The 21,470-nt window shown below is 66.5% G+C and carries 18 protein-coding genes; 7 read left to right on the top strand and 11 right to left on the bottom strand.

Going from position 1 to position 21,470, the window contains the following annotated elements; all coding sequences use genetic code 11:
- Positions 1 to 26: 26 nt before the first annotated feature.
- Complete coding sequence (locus AC5P65_RS01065; protein ID WP_111098657.1) at positions 27 to 2,345, bottom strand: TonB-dependent receptor; 2,319 nt, start codon at positions 2,343 to 2,345, stop codon at positions 27 to 29.
- Between the two features lie 381 nt (positions 2,346 to 2,726).
- A complete protein-coding gene (yidA, locus tag AC5P65_RS01060; RefSeq protein WP_111098656.1) occupies positions 2,727 to 3,560 on the bottom strand; it encodes a sugar-phosphatase in 834 nt (277 codons plus the stop codon).
- Positions 3,561 to 3,709: 149 nt separating this feature from the next.
- Between yidA and AC5P65_RS01055 the strand changes: the two genes are divergently transcribed.
- Positions 3,710 to 4,372 carry an exopolysaccharide biosynthesis protein gene (locus AC5P65_RS01055; protein ID WP_111098655.1) on the top strand — a complete coding sequence of 221 codons (663 nt, stop codon included), beginning with the start codon at positions 3,710 to 3,712 and terminating at the stop codon, positions 4,370 to 4,372.
- Positions 4,373 to 4,503: 131 nt separating this feature from the next.
- Here AC5P65_RS01055 and AC5P65_RS01050 read toward each other — a convergent pair whose 3' ends face one another.
- Together AC5P65_RS01050 and AC5P65_RS01045 are read right to left on the bottom strand one after the other, a co-directional pair.
- Positions 4,504 to 5,814, bottom strand: coding sequence for a PQQ-dependent sugar dehydrogenase (locus AC5P65_RS01050; protein WP_495215379.1), 1,311 nt, complete (start codon positions 5,812 to 5,814; stop codon positions 4,504 to 4,506).
- Complete coding sequence (locus AC5P65_RS01045; RefSeq protein ID WP_111098653.1) at positions 5,807 to 6,247, bottom strand: DUF2231 domain-containing protein; 441 nt, start codon at positions 6,245 to 6,247, stop codon at positions 5,807 to 5,809. The genes AC5P65_RS01050 and AC5P65_RS01045 overlap by 8 nt, the downstream gene beginning before the upstream one ends.
- A gap of 309 nt (positions 6,248 to 6,556) precedes the next feature.
- Between AC5P65_RS01045 and AC5P65_RS01040 the strand changes: the two genes are divergently transcribed.
- Positions 6,557 to 8,323, top strand: a complete 1,767-nt coding sequence (locus AC5P65_RS01040; RefSeq protein ID WP_049441989.1) for a S8 family serine peptidase — start codon at positions 6,557 to 6,559, stop codon at positions 8,321 to 8,323.
- Positions 8,323 to 8,901, top strand: a complete 579-nt coding sequence (locus AC5P65_RS01035) for a DNA breaking-rejoining protein (protein WP_495215378.1) — start codon at positions 8,323 to 8,325, stop codon at positions 8,899 to 8,901. The genes AC5P65_RS01040 and AC5P65_RS01035 overlap by 1 nt, the downstream gene beginning before the upstream one ends.
- 104 nt (positions 8,902 to 9,005) lie before the next feature.
- Here AC5P65_RS01035 and AC5P65_RS01030 read toward each other — a convergent pair whose 3' ends face one another.
- Genes AC5P65_RS01030 through cyoA form a run of 5 tightly spaced genes read right to left on the bottom strand, consistent with a single transcriptional unit; the run spans position 9,006 to position 13,551 of the window.
- Positions 9,006 to 9,686, bottom strand: a complete 681-nt coding sequence (locus AC5P65_RS01030) for an SCO family protein (protein WP_058978982.1) — start codon at positions 9,684 to 9,686, stop codon at positions 9,006 to 9,008.
- 11 nt (positions 9,687 to 9,697) lie between these two features.
- Positions 9,698 to 10,030, bottom strand: coding sequence for a cytochrome o ubiquinol oxidase subunit IV (gene cyoD, locus AC5P65_RS01025; RefSeq protein ID WP_005411473.1), 333 nt, complete (start codon positions 10,028 to 10,030; stop codon positions 9,698 to 9,700).
- Position 10,031: 1 nt separating this feature from the next.
- Positions 10,032 to 10,667, bottom strand: coding sequence for a cytochrome o ubiquinol oxidase subunit III (gene cyoC, locus AC5P65_RS01020; RefSeq protein ID WP_005414759.1), 636 nt, complete (start codon positions 10,665 to 10,667; stop codon positions 10,032 to 10,034).
- On the bottom strand, positions 10,664 to 12,640 hold the full coding sequence (cyoB, locus tag AC5P65_RS01015; RefSeq protein WP_006474876.1) for a cytochrome o ubiquinol oxidase subunit I: 1,977 nt from the start codon (positions 12,638 to 12,640) through the stop codon (positions 10,664 to 10,666). The genes cyoC and cyoB overlap by 4 nt, the downstream gene beginning before the upstream one ends.
- 5 nt (positions 12,641 to 12,645) lie before the next feature.
- Complete coding sequence (gene cyoA / locus AC5P65_RS01010) at positions 12,646 to 13,551, bottom strand: ubiquinol oxidase subunit II (RefSeq protein WP_010482114.1); 906 nt, start codon at positions 13,549 to 13,551, stop codon at positions 12,646 to 12,648.
- Positions 13,552 to 13,734: 183 nt separating this feature from the next.
- Here cyoA and AC5P65_RS01005 point away from each other — a divergent pair, with 183 nt between their 5' ends.
- The 4 genes from AC5P65_RS01005 to AC5P65_RS00990 are packed head-to-tail and all read left to right on the top strand — an operon-like array spanning position 13,735 to position 17,607.
- Positions 13,735 to 15,150, top strand: coding sequence for an aminotransferase-like domain-containing protein (locus tag AC5P65_RS01005; RefSeq protein ID WP_495215377.1), 1,416 nt, complete (start codon positions 13,735 to 13,737; stop codon positions 15,148 to 15,150).
- Between the two features lie 55 nt (positions 15,151 to 15,205).
- Positions 15,206 to 15,484, top strand: a complete 279-nt coding sequence (locus AC5P65_RS01000) for a hypothetical protein (RefSeq protein ID WP_021201962.1) — start codon at positions 15,206 to 15,208, stop codon at positions 15,482 to 15,484.
- On the top strand, positions 15,484 to 16,083 hold the full coding sequence (locus tag AC5P65_RS00995) for a DUF6436 domain-containing protein (RefSeq protein ID WP_021201963.1): 600 nt from the start codon (positions 15,484 to 15,486) through the stop codon (positions 16,081 to 16,083). Before AC5P65_RS01000 ends, AC5P65_RS00995 begins: the two co-directional genes overlap by 1 nt.
- Positions 16,084 to 16,092: 9 nt before the next feature.
- Positions 16,093 to 17,607, top strand: a complete 1,515-nt coding sequence (locus AC5P65_RS00990; RefSeq protein WP_495215376.1) for an aminotransferase-like domain-containing protein — start codon at positions 16,093 to 16,095, stop codon at positions 17,605 to 17,607.
- 128 nt (positions 17,608 to 17,735) lie between these two features.
- Here the strand turns inward: AC5P65_RS00990 and AC5P65_RS00985 are convergent, their stop codons facing one another.
- Together AC5P65_RS00985 and AC5P65_RS00980 are read right to left on the bottom strand one after the other, a co-directional pair.
- A complete protein-coding gene (locus AC5P65_RS00985; RefSeq protein WP_188249706.1) occupies positions 17,736 to 19,037 on the bottom strand; it encodes an aminotransferase class V-fold PLP-dependent enzyme in 1,302 nt (433 codons plus the stop codon).
- Positions 19,037 to 21,439 carry a TonB-dependent receptor plug domain-containing protein gene (locus AC5P65_RS00980; protein ID WP_495215375.1) on the bottom strand — a complete coding sequence of 801 codons (2,403 nt, stop codon included), beginning with the start codon at positions 21,437 to 21,439 and terminating at the stop codon, positions 19,037 to 19,039. Before AC5P65_RS00980 ends, AC5P65_RS00985 begins: the two co-directional genes overlap by 1 nt.
- Positions 21,440 to 21,470 lie beyond the last annotated feature (31 nt).

Raw genomic sequence — 21,470 nt, 5'->3', positions numbered from 1 at the left:
TGCATCCACGCATGGCGTGGATCTACCTAGAAGGTCATCGAGGTACTGAACATCAGCTGCCGTGGCGCGCTGCGCTGCAGGGTCTGGTAATCCCCAGAGAACGACGAGCCGGCAATAGTGGCGGTGCCGATGTTGTGGCGGTTGAACAGGTTGCTCACGTCCAGCCGCAGCTCCAGCCCCGGCACGGCGCTGTCGGCACCGAAGCGGTAGGCGGCATAGGTGTTGACCTGCCAGAACGTCGGTACGCGGATGTCGTTCTCGTAGGTGAAGGGCTGGCGCAGGTAGGAGGTGCTGGTGGCGCCAAAGCGCCAGTCACCGAAGTGGGCGGACAGGTCGCTGACCAGCGAGATCTGCGGGTAGCCCGGCTGGGCATTGCCCTTGATCGGGTACACCGTGTCGCCCACCACGAAATCGCTGTCGTAGTACGAACGGGCCACGGCCACACCCTGGTAGAACTGCAGGTGGTCGGTCAGGTCGGCGGTGATGCCGAGGTCGGCACCGATCACATGCATCTTCGGCATCAGCCGAACCGTGTTGATCTGCGTGAACTGGGTACCGATGGCGGCCGACAGCAGGCGGTTGCGGATGTCGTTGTAGAACACGTCGCCGGTGATCGTCAGCCGATCGAAGCGATGCGACGCACCCACGGTGAGGTTCCAGTTCTTCTCCGGGCGCAGCGTGCCGGCCACGCGGTCGAACTCTTCCTGGTCGGTGATGGTCCACGCCGAGGCGGTGTAGCCGATGTTGCCGCGCTGGGCCACGCGGTAGCCGTTCATGGTGTTGGCCAGGTCGATGAAGGCATCGGTGGATTCGGTCGGGCTCCAGAACAGCGAGACGTGCGGCAGGAAGTTGCTCTTCGCGCGCAGCGTGCCATTCACCGGCCGGTCCTTGGCATCACCCAGGCCACCACCGCGGGTGCGGAAGTCCACGGCCTTGAAGCCGACACCCAGCTTCAGCGTGTCATTCAACACGATGTCGTCCTGCAGGTAGAACTGGCGCGAGCGGGTCACCCAGCTCGATGCGTTGTCGGTCTTGAACGCGGGACCGTACACATCGAACGGACCGGTGGCCTTCAGCGGCGGGCCCTCGCCCAGCAACGGCTGCTGGTACCACTCGGTCTTGGCCGCGGCCTTGCTCTTCTCCTGCCAGAAGCCGGCAGTGAAGGTATGCGCGCCGGTCTCGAACTGCAGGTTGAGCATGCCGCCCAGGCGGTTGAGGCGCGGGGTCTGTACCTGTTCGGAGAACGGTGCGCCGTTGGGCGACGGTACGGTCGGGTCGGTCAGCGTGGCCTGGGTGTGGCTGTTGGCGTTGTACAGCTGCACGTTGCCACTCAGCGCCGGGGTGATCTGGAAGCGATGGTTGATCGATGACACGCGGTCGCGGGTGGTCTGGCCGGTGTCGTACGGAATCAGTTCGGACAGCTCACCGCACGTGTAGGCGCCGCAGGATTTGTCCGCGTTTTCCGGCGAAGCCACGTACCAGGCCCAAGCGTAGTCCGGATAGAAGATGTCGGCCTTCCAGCCCAGCTTGCGGATCATGTCGAAGGAGATGTTGTTGTAGCCCCAGACCTTGGCCTTGCTGTCGGACAGGAACACGGTGACATCGCCCCAGGCGACGTCCTGCTGCAGCTTCAGGTCGCCGCGCAGGAAGTTCTGCGTGCCCTCGCCCTGGTACTTGTCGGCGGACACGCGCTGCAGGTCGACCAGCACTTTCGGGCCATGCTCACCGAGCTGGCCGCTCTGCCCGGACACGGTGGTGACCAGCGTGTTGTTGCTGCCCACGCCCTGCTTCACGCGCAGGCTGGGCGTGTCCTGCAGCTCGCGCAGGCGGTATTCCAGGCTGCCGCCGTTGATGCTGCTGGAGAACACGCTGACCGGTGCGCCGCCAGGGCTGACCGTGATCGCGCCGATACCATCGGGCACGCCCACGTTCACCACGCTGGTGCCGGTGAGCGAGAGGAAGCCGTTGTCGTTCAGCGGCACGCCCTCGAAGGTGATGCCCATTTCATTCATGCGGAAGCCGCGCACGAACAGGCTGGTGGCCGAGATATCCAGGCCCAGCCCATCGGTGGCGGTGTAGCTGGCACCGGGCACCTGCTTGAGCATGGCCAAGCCGTTGTTGCCGGTGACCATCGCGTCGAGGTCTTCGGCCTTGATGATGTAGCGGTTGGGGCCGATCACCTGGGTCGGTGCCACGGCCGCACCGCGCGGTGTGGCGATGACCTGCAGGGCGTTGAGTGTAGTGGGCGTGTCGAGCGCGGCGTCGTGCGTGTCTGCGGCGTACGCAGGTGCAGTGATGGCCGCGATGATGGCCAGGGCGAGGCGCGTCGTGGGTGGGGTGTTCATGGCAGCAGATCCAGGTGCAGGGAGAGAGCGGCGCAGGCGCACGCCCAGCGCGTTGCAGCACCGGTGTCGGCGCCCTGGCTGGCGGTGCGGTTGCGTTGAAGGCGTGACGGCGCGGTGCGTGCCGGTCAGTGGCAGACGAAGACGATCATCTGCCGTGAGATTCGGTGGGGTGATTTCGACGTGCGGAATTCTTGCATCGCACTGCCGCATCCGCCATTGCACCGTGGTACAGCGCCAATGGCGGTGGGGATGGGTGGGCTATACGTGGGTATAGCCCCGGCGTGGTGGGGGCCGACCTTGGTCGGCGCTCGTGTGCCAACCAAGGTTGGCACCCACCGAGGCGGATGAGGTGGGCACCTACCAGGGCATAGAGACGCGCGGTTACTGCAGGACGAAACGCTCAATGGCGCGCGCCACGCCTTCGTCGGCATTGCTGCTGGTCTCAAACCGCGCCACCGCCTTCACCGCGTCGATGGCATTGCCCATCGCCACGCTGGTACCGGCGTATTGCAGCATGGTCAGGTCGTTCTCCTGGTCACCGATGGCCATCACGTTGGCGCGGTCGATGCCCAGGTGCGCGGCCAGCTTCTGCAGGCTCGGGCCCTTGCCGGCGCGGTGGTCGAACACTTCCAGGAAGAACGGCGCGCTCTTCAGTACCGCGAAGCGCTCGGTCAGTTCGCTCGGCAGGCGCGCGATGGCGGCATCCAGGACGTCCGGCGCGTCGATCATCATCAGCTTGATGAAGGACATCGATGGATCCATGTCCTCCACGCGACGATACGACAGCGGCATCCGCGAGAGATGCGAGTCGGCCACGGTGTAGTAGCTGATGTCCTGGTTGGGCGTGTACATGCGCCGGCTGTCCAGCGCCTGGAAGTGCACGCCCAGGTCGCGGGCCACCTGCTCGCAGAACAGGAAGTCGTCGAAGCTGAGCGGATATTCGACCACGGTTTCGCGCGTGCCGATGCGCTGCACCAGGCCGCCATTGCAGGCGATGCAGTAGTCGTCGTTGCCGGTGATGCCCAGCTCGTGCAGGTACGGCGCCAGGCCCGGAACCGGGCGGCCACTGGTCAGCACGATGTGCACGCCCAGCGCCCGCGCCTGCGCGATGGCCTTCCTGGCGCGGGAGGTGAGCTGGTGCGACGGGTCCAGCAGCGTGCCATCCATGTCGATGGCGACCAGTTCGATGGTCGATTGCCGGCGGCCCATGTCCATTGCGTTCAACTCGTGCGGGGCACGCCAGTTTACCCCCTCATGCCCGGTTCACCTCTTTGCCCACGTTGGCCGGGATACTGGGGGAGCCTGTGCGTCCCCCACCGCAGGACGGCCCGTTGACCGCCCTTCCCTGGAGAACCTTGCGACGCATGACCTACCGTGCCCCCGAAACCAATGACAGCGCGCCCCTGGCCCAGCAGATCGAGCAGATGATCGACGAGCTGCCCGGCGACCAGGTGCGCGTCGGCACCCTGCTCAGCGCGCTGGGCGATGAGGGCCTGCTGCTGATCGTGATCCTGCTCTCGGCCATCTTCATCATCCCGGTGTCGATTCCAGGGCTGAGCACCGTCTTTGGCGCCTCGATCCTGCTCATCGGCCTGAGCCGTGTGCGCGACCGCCCGCTGTGGGTGCCGCAGAAGCTGGCGCGTCGCGAGATCGCCACCGACAAGCTGAAGGCCAACCTCGGCCGTGCGCTGAAGTGGGTGCACCGCATGGAGCGGCTGTCGCGGCCGATGCGGCTGGCGGTGATGGTGCGCTCGAAGAAGATGATGCGCCTGAACAACCTGATGCTGGTGTTCGCGACCCTGCTGCTGATGGCGCCGGCCGGGCCGATTCCTTTCAGCAACACGCTGCCGGCACTGGCGCTGATGTCGTTTGCGATTGGCTTCATCCAGCGCGATGGCGCGGCGGTGGCGGCCGGTTATGGTTTCGTGGTGGCAACGGTGGTGTATTTCGGCGTGCTGCTGGGCGGCGTGGGGTTTGCCGCCGAGTCGGTGTTCAGCGGGTTCCGCAGCAGTACCGCCGAACTGTAGAGCCGAGCCCACGCTCGGCTGCTGTTCGCTCGGTGCACGGAAACCCGCGCGCTGCGCGCGTAAGCCGAGCATGGGCTCGGCTCTACAAAGGCCGGATCCACAGCAGTCGAGCGTGGCTCGACGCTACACAGCTATTTGGCCGACACCCGCCACACCACGTCGCCCACGTCGTCGGCCACCAGCAGCGCGACTTCGGCGTCCATCGCCATGCCCACCGGTGCACCCATCAGCGTCTTCTCGTCCTTCGAGGTGAAGCCGCTGACCACGGTCTGCGGCCGCCCGGTCGGCTTGCCATCCTTGAATGGTACGTACACCACTTCGTAGCCGCTCAGCGGTGAACGGTCCCAGCTGCCGTGTTCGCCGATGAAGGCACCGCCGTGGTACTGCGCCGGCAGTGCCTGGCCGGTGTAGAACAGCAACCCCAGCGGCGCCACGTGCGAGCCGATCGCGTAGTCCGGTGTGATCGCCTTGGCCACCAGGTCCGGCCGCTGCGGCTGCACGCGTTCGTCCGCGTGCTGGCCGTAGTAGCTGTAGGGCCAGCCGTAGAAGCCATCCTCCTTCACCGAAGTAAGGTAATCCGGCACCAGGTCGGCACCGATCTCATCGCGTTCGTTCGCAACAGCCCACAGCTTCCCGGTGCTCGGCTCCCAGTCCAGCCCGGTCGGATTGCGGATGCCCGAGGCGTAGATGCGGCTGCCGCGGGTGGCCACATCCACTTCCAGCACCACCGCACGGCGGTATTCGACGGCCAGGCCGTTCTCGGTGATGTTGCTGTTGGAGCCCACGCCCACATACAGCTTGCGGCCATCACGGCTGGCCAGCAGTTCCTTGGTCCAGTGGTGGTTGATGGTGCTGGGCAGGTCGGTGAACTCGCGGCCCTTGTCCGACATGCGGGTTTCGCCGGGCACGTAGTGGTACTGCATGATGTTGCCGGTGTTGGCCACGTACAGCGTGTCGCCGATCAGCTGGATGCCGAACGGCGAATGCAGGCCCTCGATGTAGACATGCTGGGTCCACGTGTTCGTTCCCGGCGTGCGGCGCAGCAGGGTGACCCGGTTCCCGCCCTTGCCGGCCTTGCCCGAGCGCGCTTTGACCTTGCCGGCAATCCACTGCTTGGGCGTGGTGACCGGTTCTTCGCCGGGGCCGTTGCCTTCCACCACCAGTACATCGCCATTGGGCAGGGTCAGCAGGCGCCGCGGATGCTGCAGGTTGGCGGCGATGCGCTCGATCTTCAGGCCCTCGGCCACCGTGGGGGTCTGTCCATCAGCCCAGCCGACGCCCTTGGGCACCTGCATCGGCGGCATCAGGAAGTTGGCCGGCTTGGGCAGCGGCGGCTGCGGGCCCGACTGGTCGGCGGGATGGTATTCAGCCTTGCCGGCGCAGGCCGACAGCATCACGGCCAGCGCCAGGGCGCCCATGGTGGGCAGGATGTGCTTAGCCATGACGACCTCCCTGCAGCACCGGCGGCTGCAGTGACAGCAGGATCAGGCCCAGGGCAATCAGGGCCACGGTCAGCGCCGACAGGATCGTGCCCGGCACCGCAACGGCGTACGCATCGCGGCTGTGCACGAAGGCGTTCCAGATGGCCAGCACCACCGCGACCAGGTTGAGCAAGAAGTCGATGCGGTCGATGCGGGTGGCCGTGCCGTTGCAGCGCCAGACCGCGAACAGGTTGATCAGGCGCGGCACGATGGCGATCAGCAGGCCGAAGGTGATCAGCCAGGCGGCTGCCTTGCCCCACATCACCTCGGCGCTGTTGAGGTAGATCGCGTCGAAGATCAGTGCGCCGACGAAGAAACCGAAGGGTATCGGGTTCAACAGGCTGAACAGCGTGGTGCCGAGGCCGCGATGGGCCTGGGCGAGCGGATTGACCATCATCGTGCTCCGTGCGGAAGGGTGCACGGGCTGTAGTAGCACAGCGCGATGTGAGGGCGCGCGATGACACATGGTAGATCCACGCCATGCGTGGATATGCGGGCCAACCAAGGTTGGCGTCCACCAGATGCGGGGCTCGGCAGTCGTCATTACCCCGCGGCATAAGCGTTTGTGACGCAATCGGCACATCTGCAGATTGGGTGTGTGAAGAGGTAGGGGGTTCTTCGTTGTGTCGCGTTTGGCTCGTTGCGATGGGGCAGATCCGCCCCGCCGTCCTGCCATGCCGATTCACAACAGAAGGATTCGTGTATGAAGCGACACACGCAACGCTCCGCGCCACCGCGCTCCGCGCGCCTGGCCCTCGCCACTGCCCTGGTGCTGGGCAGCCTGGCCGTCACCGCCCAGGCCCAACAGGCCGATCCACTGGCGGGGATACAGTGGCACCTGCTCAACACCGGGCAGACGGTCCCGGCTGACACACTGCCGGTGGCCGGCAACGACCTGAACGTGGATGGCCTGTTCCGCAATGGCATCCGTGGCCAGGGCGTCACCATCGCCATCGTCGATGACGGCCTGCAGATCGCGCACCCGGACCTGGCCGCCAACGTGGCGGCGGTGGCCGGCAAGAACTTCACCAATGGCTCGAACAACCCCACCCCGACCAACCCGGATGTCGACAACCACGGCACCATGGTCGGCGGCATTGCGGGCGCGGTGGGCGCCAACAACCTGGGCGTGCGCGGTGTGGCGCCGGCGGCGACGCTGAAGGGCTTCAACCCGATTTCGCGCTCGGCCCTGGGCAACCAGCAGAGCAACATCGAGTACGCCTGGTGGGACGGCGCGGAGTCGGCCGACGTGCAGGTGTTCAACAACAGCTGGGGCGCCGGCCCGGGCAATCCGAACCTGCCGCTGGCGTACAGCGAAAACACGATTCGTTCGTATGAGCAGGCACTGTCGGGCACGCGCGGTGGCCGTGGCGGCATCTACGTGAAGTCGGCCGGCAACAACTTCAACAATGCCTCGATCAGCCAGACCCAGGATGTCTGCACCACCGACACCAAGAACCGCAACACCGGCTGCGTGCCGGCCGGACGCGATCCGCGCAACAACCTGTTCAACGTCATCACCGTAGGCGCGGTGCGTGCCGATGGCGTGCGCTCGTCCTACTCCTCCACCGGCTCGGCGCTGTGGGTCTCGGCCTTTGGCGGTGAGTACGGCCTGCAGGCGCAGTACGCGCCCGGCCTGGTGGCACGCGCCTACGACCCGGCCATCGTCACCACCGACGTGACCGGGTGCGCGCAGGGCAGCAACAAGAACACCAACCGCCAGAACACCCTGGACAGCAACCTGTCGGCCATCGACAGCACCTGCAACTACACCGCCAAGATGAACGGCACCTCGGCGTCGGCGCCGATGGTATCGGGCGTAGCGGCACTGGTGCTGGAGGCCAATCCGAACCTGTCCTATCGCGACGTGAAGTACATCCTGGCCACCACCGCCACCCGCAACCACCCGAATCAGCCGGCGGTGACGTTGGCCGACGGGCGCACGCTGGTGCCGGGCTGGACAGTGAATGCTGCCGGCCGTGCCTACAGCAACTGGTATGGCTTCGGCGTGGTCAACGCTGCACGCGCGGTGCAGGTGGCCGAGAACTTCCAGTCGCTCGGTGCGCTGGTCGACAGCGGCTGGCGCAACACCACGCGTACCGTGGCCATCGGCAACACCTCGGCCGCCGCCGCACGCCTGACCTTCCAGCTGGCCAACGGCGCGCGCAACATCGAGAGCGTGCAGCTGGGCTTCCGGGTCAACCACCGCAACACGCGCCAGCTGCAGTTCGTGCTGGTGTCGCCCAGCGGCACCCGCAGCGTGGTGCAGCCGGCGTTCACCGCGATCGGTTCGGGCACGGGTGGCGCGCAGAGCAACTTCACCAGCTGGGACCTGCTGTCCAGCAATGCCTTCCTGGATGAGAACGCCACAGGCACCTGGACGCTGGAAGTGACCGACATGGGGCAGGCCGCGACCGCTGCATCGCGTGGCAACCTCGAATTCTTCAAGATCCGCGTTCTGGGGCACTGATGATGAAGACGACCATTCTGTTGAGCACGCTCACCTTCGCGGTGATGACCTCCCCTGCCTGGGCACAGAGCTCGGGGCAGACCCCTCCGGCCAGGACCCTGTCGACCGTGGATGCGCAGGAACTGAAGGCATCCGCTACCGGCCGCACATTCGACGTGGGCGGCACGCGTTTCCAGCTGTCGCCCTCGGCAACGGTAAAGCAGGCCAGCGGCGGCCAGTTCACGATCACCCCGCAGGCGGCGGCGACCACCAGCGCGCGTACCAAGCGTTCGCTGGATGGCGCCACCGCCGCGTCTGCTGATGCCGGTGCCGGCAAGTTCGCGGCGGCGGTGTCCCGTGACGGCGCGCCGGTGGTGGCGACCTCGCGGGTCAAGGTGTTCTTCACCGATGCAGCCTCGGCCCAGCGCGCAGCCGCCGCCACTGGCGGTACCGTGGTGAAGGTGTCGAAGGCTTCAGGTCAGGCCATCGTGGAGTACCCGTCGGTGAACGCGGCGCTGGATGCGACCACCAGGCTGCTGTCCACCGCCGGTATCCGCGCCACCGAGCCGGACGTGGTGCAGTGGGAAGAGACCAAGTAGGGCGTTGAGCGGTGCCCCGGCCGGTTGGCTCTCCTGGCCGGCCGGGGATGGGTGTGTGGGGAAGTGCCGACCAACGGTCGGTACCCACCGCGGTGGAGGTGACGTCAGCGCGCGGCGAGTGTGTCGCTTTGCTTGAGACTGCAGCTGGCCAGTGCGTCGTTGCCGGCGGCGGGATGAGCGGGCTCCAGCAGCAGGCGCTGCACGTCGGAAAACAGCTTGTCCACCGGCATGCCATAGGGCGCGAACAGGCGCAGTCGACCCTGGCGGTCGAACACGTAGCCGCCGGCAATGTGGCTCATCGTGTAGGTATCCGGTACCTGACCGGGTTCCTTTTCGTAGAACGCCTTGAAGTCGCTGGCCATCGCCGCCAGCTGCGCTTCGTTGCCGACCAGCGCGATTGCCTTGGGGTCGAACGCTTCCACGTAGGTCCGCGCAACCTCCGGGGTGTCGCGGGCCGGGTCAACGCTGACGAACACCACCTGCAGCTGGTCGGCATCCTTGCCCATCAGGTGCTTGACCTGGCTGAGCTCGACCATGGTGGTCGGGCACACGTCCGGGCAGCTGGTGAAGCCGAAGAACAGATAGGTCACCTGCCCCTCCAGATCCTTGGGCCCGCGCAAGGCGCCGCGGCTGTCGGGCATCGACCAGTGCTGGCCGAGCTCTTCGCAGGCGATGTCCTTGGAGTAGAAGTCCATGCGCGACTGCGCACTGCAACCGGCCAGCAGGCCGAGCAGCAGGCCTGCGGCCAGCCGCAGGCCACGTTGGGGGAACGCGATGCCTTTCACGGTTCGCAGGCTCAGTTGATCATCATGTGGTAGTGCATGCTCCAGATGATCCACACCGACAGCGCGACGATGATGAACAGGATCACCAGGGTGAACACGAAGCTGGCCAGGTTCCAGCCACCTTCGGACTTGCGGTCCATGTGCAGGAAATAGACCAGCTGTACCAGGATCTGCGCCACCGCGAAGCCAACCAGCAGGAACAGCGTGAGCGGCCGCGACAGCACCGGGTTCATCACCAGTGCGAACGGCACCACGGTCAGCAGCGCGCACAGCACGAAGCCGATCAGGTAGGACTTGGTGGAGCCGTGCGCATTGCCTGCGCGCGAGGTTTCGACGTGGGCCATGTCAGAAGGCTCCGATCAGATAGACGAAGGTGAAGACGCAGATCCACACCAGGTCCAGGAAGTGCCAGAACAGGCTCAGGCACGACACACGGGTGATGTTGGTCGGGGTCAGGCCACGGCGGTAGACCTGGTGCATGACCACCGCCATCCAGATCAGGCCGCTGGCCACGTGCAGGCCGTGGGTGGCGACCAGCGCGAAGAACGCCGATAGGTAGGCACTGGTGCTGGGGCCCGCGCCTTCGTGGATCAGGTGCGAGAACTCGTAGATCTCCATGCCGATGAACGAGGCACCGAGCACGAAGGTCACGCCCAGCCAGCGCAGCACCGCCGAGGTGTCGTGGCGATGCATCGCCAGTACGGCCTGGCCGTAGGTGATGCTGGAGACCAGCAGCAGGAAGGTCTCGGCCATCACGAACGGCAGCGAGAACAGCTCCTTGCCGGTGGGGCCGCCGGCGTAGGCGGTGCTGAGCACCGCGTACGAGGCGAACAGCGAACCGAACAGCACCAGGTCGGACATGAGGTAGACCCACATGCCGAACACCTTCATGCCGCCCTGTTCGTGGCCGTGGTCGTGCTCGTGGTGGTCCTCGTGCGCCTGCGTGTCGCTGGCCAGCTCGGGGCGGGTCAACAGGTTCATGCGCGTACCTCCTTCAGCTTGGCAAGGTTGGCCGCTTCAGTGCGCGCCACCTCTTCGGAACTGACGTAGTAGTCCACGTCCTCGTCGTAGGACCGCACGATCAGGGTCACGATCATCGCGATGAAGCTGGCCGCGGCCATCCACCAGATGTGCCAGACCAGGGCGAAGCACAGCACCAGGATCCAGATGTTGAGGATCAGCGGCACGCCGGTGTTCTTCGGCATGTGGATCGGTGCGTACTTCTTCGGCGGCGGCGGCAGGCCGCGCTTCTTCGCTTCGTGGAAGGCGTCCAGCTCATCGGCCTTGGGCACCACGGCGAAGTTGTAGAACGGCGGCGGCGACGGCGTGGCCCATTCCAGCGTGCGTGCGTTCCACGGGTCGCCGGTCAGGTCCAGGTTGCGCTTGCGGTCGCGCACGCTCACGTAGATCTGCACCAGCATCAGGATGATGCCCGCGAACACGAACAGCGCACCGATGAAGGCGGCGATCAGGTACGGCGTCCACGCCGGGTTGTCGTACTGGTTCATGCGGCGGGTCATGCCCATGAAGCCCAGCATGTACAGCGGCATGAAGGCCAGGTAGAAGCCGATCACCCAGCACGCGAACGACCACTTGCCCAGGCGCTCGTTGAGGGTGAAGCCGAACACCTTCGGGAACCAGTAGGCGAAGCCGGCCAGGTAGCCGAACAGCGCGCCGCCGATGATGGTGTTGTGGAAGTGCGCGACCAGGAACAGGCTGTTGTGCAGCAGGAAGTCCGCGCCCGGAATGGCCAGCAGCACGCCGGTCATGCCACCGATGGTGAAGGTGACCAGGAAGGCGATGGTCCACAGCATCGGCACGCTGAACTCGACGCGGCCGCCGTACATGGTGAACAGCCAGGTGAAGATCTTCACGCCGGTGGGGATGGCGATGATCATCGTCATGATGCCGAAGAAGGCATTGACGCTGGCACCGGAGCCCATGGTGAAGAAGTGGTGCAGCCAGACGATGAACGACAGGATGCCGATCGCCAGCGTGGCGCCGACCATCGACTTGTAGCCGAACAGCTTCTTGCGCGCGAACGTGGCGGTCACTTCGGAGAAGATGCCGAACGCCGGCAGCACCAGGATGTACACCTCCGGATGGCCCCAGGCCCACACCAGGTTCACGTACATCATCGGGTTGCCACCCAATGTGTTGGTGTAGAAGTTGAAGTCCAGGTAGCGATCCAGGGTGAGCGCGCCCAGCGCCACGGTCAGGATCGGGAAGGCGGCGATGATGATCACGCTGGTGACCAGCACGGTCCAGGTGAACACCGGCATCTTCATCAGGGTCATGCCCGGCGCACGCATGCGCAGGATGGTGATGAACAGGTTGACGCCGGTCAGCAAGGTGCCGATACCGGATGCCTGCAACGCCCAGATGTAGTAATCAACACCCACGCCTGGGCTGAACTCGATGCCGGACAGCGGCGGATAGGCCACCCAGCCGGTCATGGCGAATTCGCCAACGCCCAGCGAGATCATCATCAGCGCTGCGCCGACCACGAAGATCCAGAAGCTGAAGGCGTTGAGGAACGGGAACGCCATGTCGCGCGCACCGATCTGCAGCGGCACGATGATATTCATCAGGCCGACCACGAACGGGGTGGCCACGAAGAAGATCATGATCACGCCGTGCGCGGTGAAGATCTGGTCGTAGTGCTCCGGTGGCAGGAAGCCGTCACTGCCTGGCCCGGCCGCGGCCAGCTGTGCGCGCATCATCAGCGCGTCGGCGAAGCCGCGCACCAGCATGACCAGCGCCACCACCACGTACATGATGCCGATCTTCTTGTGGTCCACGGTGGTGAACCAGTCGCGCCACAGCGGGCCCCACAGCTTGAAGTACGTCACTGCGCCAAGCAGCGCGAGGCCACCCAGCACCATGGCCGCCAATGTGACCACGACGATCGGCTCGTGCAGCGGCACGGCCTCCCACGTCAATTTACCCAACATGTTCGTTACTCCTGGGAAACCTGGGCACCACCGGCAGCGCCGGCCGGGGTAGCCGCAGCGGTGTTCTCACCGACGCCGATGAACTGGTCGATGACCTTCTTGAACAGCAGCGGTTCAACACTGGAGAAGTGCTGCACCGGTGCGTTCTTCGACGGCGCGGCCAGCGCCTTGAACTGCGTGAAGCTGAGCGCGTCGGGCGCGCTGCGCACTTCGGCCACCCAGCGCTCGAAGTCTTCGTTGCTGCTGGCAGTGGCGATGAACTTCATGTTCGAGAAGCCATGCCCGCTGTAGTTGCCGGACATGCCGCGGAACTGGCCGGGTTCGTTGGCGATCAGGTGCAGCTGCGTGCGCATGCCGGCCATCGCGTAGATCTGCCCACCCAGCTGCGGGATGAAGAAGGTATTCATCGTCGAGTTGGAGGTGATGTTGAATGCCAGCGGGCGGTTGGCCGGGAAGTTGAGCTGGTTGACCGTGGCGATGCCCAGGTCCGGGTACACGAACACCCACTTCCAGTCGGTGGCGATCACGTCCACGTGCAGCGGTTCGCCAGCCACGTCCAGCGGCTTGTAGGGGTCCAGCTCGTGGGTCGACTTCCACACGATCACCGCCAGCACCGCGATGATGATCAGCGGCACGCCCCAGACCACGATCTCCACCTTGGTGGAGTGCGACCAGTCCGGCGTGTATTTCGCTTTGGTGTTGCCGGCGCGGTAGCGCCACGCGAACACGAAGGTCAGCACGATGGCCGGTATCACCACGATCAGCATCAGGCCGATGCAGATCAGGATCAGGTCGCGCTGGGCGAGCCCGACCATGCCCTTCGAATCCAGCAGCACCCAGTCACAGCCCGACAGGCCGACGCAGGCCAGGGCGACCAGCGCCAGGCGGATGCGGTTCCAGCAGATATTCATTGGAGGTCAACCCTGTTGAAGAAGCGCGCTTGACCGGCTCGCCTGCGCGCAGCGCCCGGGCGTGGAGCGGCTACACTGTGGGTACGAGGTCGCCTACAAGCAGGCGAACCACTCCAATCAAGCCCATACAAGATACAACATTGTATGGACTTGTGCATCTGCACGTATGGAAAAATCTGACCGATGACGCCACCTGCCGCCGGCCGCCGCCTGAAACATCCCAATCGCACCTGGGTCCGCCCCTTCCGCGAGGGTGCCGGCCCGCTGTACCTGCAGATTGCCCAGCAGGTGCGCGAAGCGGTGGATGACGGCGTGCTGCGCCCGGGCGACCGCCTGCCGCCGCAGCGCGACCTGGCCCAGCAGGTGGGCGTGGACCTGACCACGGTCACCCGTGCCTTTGCCGAGCTGCGCCAGGCCGGCCTGCTCGATGCGCAGGGCGCCGGCGGCACCTTCATTGCGCTGTCGGCCGGCAACCGCAGCACCTCGGTCGACCTGAGCATGAACATCCCGCCGCTGCTGGGCAGCGCGCCGTTCGCACAGGGCATGGAGGCCGGCTTCCAGCACGTGGGCCAGCAGCTGGGCCAGGGCGAACTGATGAGCTACCACGTCGGCGCCGGCACCCGCGAGGACCGCGCCGCCGCTGTGCAGTGGCTGGCGCCGATGCTGGGGACAGTCGGTGCCAACCAGGTGGTGATCTGTCCCGGCGCGCAGACCGCGCTGTGCGCATTGATCCTGGCCCGCACCCAGCCGGGCGAGCTGATCGCCGCCGAACAGCTGACCTACCCGGGCCTGCTGGCCGCCGCGCGCGTGCTGCAGCGGGGCGTGGTGCCGGTGGCGATGGACGCTGAAGGCATGCTGCCCGAGGCGCTGGAAGAAGCCTGCCAGCTGCGCCGGCCGCGCCTGCTGTACTTGGTGCCGACCATCCAGAACCCCACCACGGCAACGATGTCGGCGCAGCGCCGGCAGGCCCTGCTGGCGGTGGCGAAGCGCCACGATCTGACCGTGATCGAAGACGATCCCTACTGGTTGCTGGCCGGTGATGCCGCGCCGCCGCTGGCCGCCCACCGCGACGCCGGCTGCCCGGTCTACTACATCTCCACCCTTTCCAAGTGCCTGGCACCGGGCCTGCGCACCGCCTACCTGGTGGTGCCGGCCGGCGAACCGATGGAACCGGTGCTGGACGCCCTGCGTGCGATCGCGCTGATGCCGACCCAGTCGATGGTGGCGGTGGCCTCACAGTGGATCCGCAGCGGCCAGGCCGAGGACATGGTACGGCGCTTCCAGCAGGAGCTGCGCGAGCGCCAGGCGATTGCGGCGCGGTACCTGCCGTCCCGCGCGCGGGCGCACCCGGCCGGCCTGCACGTATGGCTGCCGCTGCCGCCACGGCTGGACCAGTACCGGCTGATCCAGGCCGCGCAGGAACAGGGGCTGGGCATCGCCAGCTCGGACGCCTTCAGCGTGGAAGAGCCGCCGCCGGGCAACGCCATCCGCCTGTCGCTGGGCGGCGCGGTCGACCAGGGCGCTTTGGCCGGGGCGCTGGCCAAGCTGAACGAGATCCTGTCCGAAGTTCCCGAGGCCCGGCACAACGCCATTGTCTGAACCGAACGCATGGCGCCCAATCCATACAAAATGATACTTTGTATGCAATGTATGGATGAAGGGACGTGCATCGATGCGCGCCGAGAAACTGAAGTTCCACCTGGTGATGGCCGGGTGCGGTGGCTTTGTGGTGCTGATGCTGGCCGCGCTGGCCTGGGTCTGCCTGCAGCCGCAGACCGTGGACGTAAAGGCCGCCGAGCGCCACGCCATCGACCAGTGCGTGCAGCGCAGCGAGGATCCGTCGCGTAGCGAGATCCAGCGCCGCGCGCAGGCCGACTCCTGCCGCGAGATGCGCAAGCAGTACGTGCACAAGTTCGGCGGGGACGCGTCCTGATGGGCGCAGCCGCGCCGCGTCGCCGCTGGCTGCTGCCGACGATGATCGCCCTCGCCTGCCTGTTCATGGCCGGCGTGGCGGCTGCGCTGTGGCAGTACTTCGGCTACAGCGCGCAGTCCACCTTCACCGAACAGGCCATCGTCTTCGACGACTCGCAGCTGCGCCTGCCGGCCGATCTGGCCGGAGATACCGGCCGCATCCGCGTGGTGCATTTCTGGGACCCGGCCTGCGGCGTGTGCAACCGCGAGACCGGTGCGCACCTGAGCTACCTGATCAGCATGTACCGCCGTGCCGGCATCGACTTCTACGCGATCCGCCGCCCTGGCACGCAGGGCGCGCTGCCCGAGCCGCTGCGCAACAAGGTGATCAACCTGCCGACCATCGACGGTATCGAACACATCCCGGCCAGCCCTGCCGTGGCGATCTGGGACCGGCACGGCCATCTGGCGTATGCCGGCCCGTACAGCATCGGCATGGTCTGCAACTCGGCCAACAGCTTCGTCGAACCGCTGCTGGACAGACTGGTGCGCGGCGAAACCGTGCGCCCGAAAGGACTGCTTGCCGTGGGCTGCTACTGCCCCTGGCAGGCCAAGCGCTGAGGACGCGCAATGACATCACCGACGCGGGCCGGTTCGGCCGCCGCAAACAACAACGGCGGTCACCTGTCCGAACCGACCGATGGTTATGGACAGGCTCCCGCCGTCGGAAGCAACGATACGCCCCGACATGCTCCGTACATGCCGCGACCGGATGTCGCAGCCCGCGAATGGGTGCAGGACGTGCTCGCGCACAACGGGCCGATCTACCTGCGCATCGTCAATTCGCTGGAGCGCACGGTGCGCCGCGGCGGTCTTGCACCGGGGCAACGCCTGCCCTCGCAGCGCGCGTTGGCGCAGCAGCTCGGCGTCGACCTGACCACGGTAACGCGGGCATTCGATGAAGCACGCAAACGCGGCCTGATCGAAGCGCGCGGGCCACAGGGCAGTTTCATCGCACCGCCCAAGGCCGGCTTCGACCAGGTGGTGGACCTGAGCATGAACGTGCCGCCGGTGCCCGACGCCGACGCGCTGGCAGAGACGCTGCGCCGTGGTGCCGCCGCCGTGCTTGCACGCAGCAACGCGCCGAACCTGATGACGTATCACCTGGGTGGCGGCAACCCCACTGATCGCCATGCTGCGGCGCGTTGGCTGCAGCCGATGCTGGGCGCCGTGGATGACGACTGCCTGCTGCTGACCGAAGGCGCGCAGGTGGCGTTGGCCGCGATCCTGGTCAGCCAGGGCCGCGATGGCGATACGATCCTGTGCGATGCGCTGGTCTATCCGGGCCTGTTGCAGGCCGCAGCGGCGCTGGGGCGTCGGCTGATGCCGGTGGACAGCGACGAACACGGCATGTGCCCTGAAGCGCTGCTGCGGCAGGCACGCGAAAGCGGCGCGCGCCTGGTCTATCTCAACCCCACCTGCCAGAACCCGACCGCGCTGACCCTGCCGCTGCAGCGGCGCGAGGCGCTGGCGCGTGTACTGGAGAGCGAAGGCCTGCTGGCGATCGAGGATGATCCGTACTGGCACCTTGCCGAAGATGCACCGATACCCCTGGCAACGCTGGCACCGCGCCATGTGTTCTATGTGGCGACGCTGTCGAAGGTGATCAGCCCCGGCCTGCGCACCGCATTCGTGCAATGCCCGAGCGCTGTGCACGCCGAGGCGATGACGGCGGCGTTGCGGGCGACGCGACTGATGGGGCATCCGCTGGTGTCGGCGCTGGCCAGCCAGCTGCTGCTGGATGGCTCGGCGCAATCACTATTGGCCCAGGTACGCACCGAGGCACGCGAACGAATGCGCATGGCGCGTTACCTGCTGGCACCGTCGCTGCTGCAGCGCGCGGAAGGGCTGCATGCGTGGTGCCGGATACCGGCGCCGTGGACCGATGCCACGCTGGTGCGTACCGCCCAGTTGCAGGGGCTGGCGATTGCGCCGTCATCGGCGTTTTGTCCGCCGGGGGTCTCGCACCAGTATGGCGTGCGTCTGTCGCTGGGGCTGGCAGCGGACCGAGGGCAGCTGGAGAGTGCGTTGCATCGGATTGACCGGTTGTTGTCGTCCGATGCGTTGCCGGCGATCGAGCGGTAGGCGTGGAATGGGATGTGCCGACCAACGGTCGGCACCCACCCGATCGGTAGTGCCGGCCGCTGGCCGGCAGCTGCTCGTGGGCGACGATCATGAGGTTGCCGGCCAGCGGCCGGCACTACCGTTCATGATCAGGCCAGGGCGGAGAGCGCCTGCACCAGCGCATCCATCTGCTGCGGCCGGGTGAACACCGACGGCGTCACCCGCACGCAGGCGCCGGAGTCCAACCCGTCGCGATGGGTGGTGAACACGCGATGCTCGTCCAGCAGGCGCTTCTGCAGCGCCATGTTGTCTGCCACGCTGGTGCGCCCGCGCAGGCGGAAGCTGGCCAATGCGCTGGCCAACGCCGGGTCCGGTGAAGACAGCACTTCGATATGCGCCATCTGCCGCGCAGGCACCGTCCAGCGCTCGCGCAGGTAGCGCAGGCGCGCCTGCTTGTTGGCCGCGCCGATACGCTGGTGCAGCGCGATCGCTTCTGGCAGCGCCAGGTAAGCGGCGAAGTTGACCGTGCCGGTGTGCACACGGCTGCCCACGCGGCCATCGTCGGTCTCGCCCATGTACGGGTCGAGGTCCGCAACGCGGCCCTTGCGCACATACATCGCGCCGACGCCGACCGGTGCGCCGATCCACTTGTGCAGGTTGATGCCAACGAAATCGGCCTTGAGCTGCGGCACCGCGTAGTCGATCTGGCCGAACCCGTGCGCCGCATCAACGATCACGTCGATGCCGCGTGCCCGCGCACGTTCGGCGATTTCGGCCACCGGCAGCACCAGCCCATGGCGATGGCTGACCTGGGTCAGCAGCACCAGCTTCAGGCGTGGCAGCCGCGCGAACGCGGCCTCGTAGGCCTGCAGGATCTGCACATGGTCGGGCACCACCGGCAGCGCGATGCGCTCGACCTGCACGCCACGGCGCTGCTGCAGCCAACGCATCGCACCGATCATGCTGTCGTAGTCGATGTCGGCGTACAGCACCTGGTCGCCGGGCCGCAGGCGGTTGTAGCCACCGATCAGCGCCAGCATCGCCTCGGTGGCGCCTCGGGTCAGTGCGATCTCATCCGCGCCCACGCCCAGCAGTTCGGCCACCTGCCGCTGCACCGCCATGTACTGCGCCGGGAACGCATGACGGCCATACCAGGCGTTGCCACGGTTCACTTCAGCGGTATGGCGCTGGTAACTGGCCAGCGTTTCGCGGCCCATCGCGCCCCAGTAGCCATTCTCCAGGTGGTTCACTTCGTCGGTGATGTCGAAGTGGCTGGCCACGGCGGCCCAGTAGTTTTCATCGCGGGCCAGCACGTCCGGCGCCACGGTCGTTGCGGGAATCTGCATGGACGCAGCGTAACGCGTGGCAGCCATGGCGGGCAGTGAAGAAAGTGCGGCTGCGGCCGGCAGCAAGGAGCCGGCACGCAACAGGAAGCGGCGGGTCGGGTCCATCAGAAGCTCAGCCGGTACTGCGCGTACAGGTTGGCGCCGTCGGTGTCGTACGGCGCGTTGCGCGAGTAGACCAGGCCGCGACTGGCCTGGAAAGTGGCCTCATCCGGGTAGCGGTCGAATACATTGTCGGCGCCGACGCGCAGGCTGTGATGCTCATTGATGCGATACCCCACAGCCAGGTCGAGGAAGCTCATCGCGCCGAAGCGCTGGTAGATATCGCCCACCGCATTGCCGCTGGAATCGGTCCAGGCGCCGTAGTAGCGCATGCGTGCCATCAGCGACCAGGCGCCGATGTCCCAGCTGCCGGTCAGGCTGCCCTTGTGCTCGGGCAGGCGGTCTTCGAACAGCACGCGCTGGGTCTCATTGGTTGCCACCGAGGTGCTGCCGTTGTCCACGCGGGTGCGGTTGTAGTTGTAGGCAAGGGTCAGCGTCATGCGGCCCGCGCCGAGGTCGCGCAGGTAGTTGCCGACCACGTCCACGCCGGTGGTGGTGGTATCGAAGTCGTTGGTGAAATAGTTCACCGAGGTATAGCCCAGCGGATTGGGCGTACCGGCCGGAATGGCGAAACTGGCCGACTGGCTGAAGCGGTCGGTGAGCTTGATCTGGTAGACATCCACCGAGCCGGACAGACCCAGGTCGGTGCGCCAGGTCAGGCCGAGCGAGGCGGTGCGCGATTCTTCGGGCTTCAACGGCTTGGCCCCAAGCAGCTGCGCCAGCGGATCGTTCGGCGACAGGCGGCCACTGGTGAAGATCTGCAGCGTGCGCGTGTCCAGGCCCTGGCTGGTGCTGGTGGTGTTGAGCTGCGCCGGCGTCGGTGCGCGGAAGCCGGTCGACACGGTGCCGCGCAGGGCCACGTCCGGGGTAATCGCAAAGCGCGCCGACAGCTTGCCATCCAGCGTGCTGCCGAAGCTGGAGAAGTCCTCGTAGCGGCTGGCCGCGCCGATGCTCCAGCGCTCGCCCAGCGGCACCTCCATGTCCACGTAGGCAGCCTTGCTGCGCTGGCTCCACTGCCCGGCCTGGCTGGCCGAGAAACCGGGCGCACCATTGGAATTGGCCTCCAGGCCTGCAGCCGCGCCCGGCCCCACCGCGTATGACGCCGGGTCACCGGCGCGCACCTGGTAGGTCTCCTGGCGGAACTCGCCACCGAAGGCGACGTTGATCGGCCTGGTCAGCGCGGCCACGTCCCACTCATAGTTGAAGTCGGCGTTGGCGTTCTTCTCGGTCTGGGTCAGGCGGCCGAGATCGAAGTCGGTCGGGCTGGCCGGGCCGAGCGAGGCATTGATCGAGTTCTTCAGGCTGTAGTCGATGGCGTTGCGGCCATACGAGGCGCTCACGTCCCAGCGCAGCTTCGGTGTGATCTCGCCGCGCAGGCCGCCGACCAGCTGCAGGTCGTTCTGGACGTTGCCGTACTGCGGGCTGAAGCCGACCGGATACAGCGAGCGCAGGTTCCAGCCCGGGAAGATGGCGGTGGTGCGGTACGCGCCAGTGGTGGTATCCGGGTTGCGCCAATTGAAATCGCTGACACCATCGCTGTGGCTGTACAGGCCGAACGCATACAGCTCCAGCGCGTCGCTGGCGTTGGCCTTCATGTTGAAGCCGACGCGGCGGCTTTCCAGTTCCGGCTGGCCCCAGCGCTGCACCGGGTTGGGCACCTCCAGCTCCGGATGTACAGCCTGGAAGGCGATCGCATCCGGGCGCTGGCGGGTACGCGAGGTGGCGTCTGAATTGGACGACTCGGCGAACAGCACCAGGCTGCCATAGTCGCCCAGCGACCAGCCGGTGCGCGCACTGAAGTCGCGCGAGGCACCGTCGCCCTGCGCGTACTGCGAATAGCCGGCGGTGATCCCGGTGCCGGGGCCGTCCTCAAGAATGATGTTGATGACACCGGCGATGGCGTCCGAGCCGTACTGCGCCGATGCGCCGTCGCGCAGCACTTCGATGCGCTTGATCGCGCTGGTCGGAATCTGTGCAAGGTCGGCCGCCTGTGCACCACGGTTGCCGAGCAGCGCGCTGCGGTGGAAGCGACGCCCGTTGACCAGCACCAGGGTCTGGTCCGGCGACAGGCCACGCAGGGTGGCCGGACGCACGAACACCTGCCCGTCGGCCATCGGCAGGCGCTGCACCACGAATGATGGCACCAGCTGGGCAAGCACGTCCTTCAGGTCGGTGGATTCAACGGAGCTGATGTCTTCCTTGCTGAACACGTCCACCGGCGCCAGTGTTTCGAACTGGGTGCGGTTGGAGGCACGGGTACCGGTGACCAGCATTGCATCAAGCTGGGTGGGCGCGGCGCGGCTGCCGCCTGCGGCATCGACCGCATCGGCCTCCGCTGCGATCGCGCCTCCTGCGCTGGCCATGGAAAGGGCGAGGAGGATGGAACGCGAAAGCTTCGAACGATGCACGGCAGGACTCCGGGAGGACGCGACAGGGCCA

It is taken from the genome of Stenotrophomonas sp. YJH_SMC_48-3 (assembly GCF_059369375.1).
This window is presented reverse-complemented; position numbering and strand designations above follow the sequence as displayed.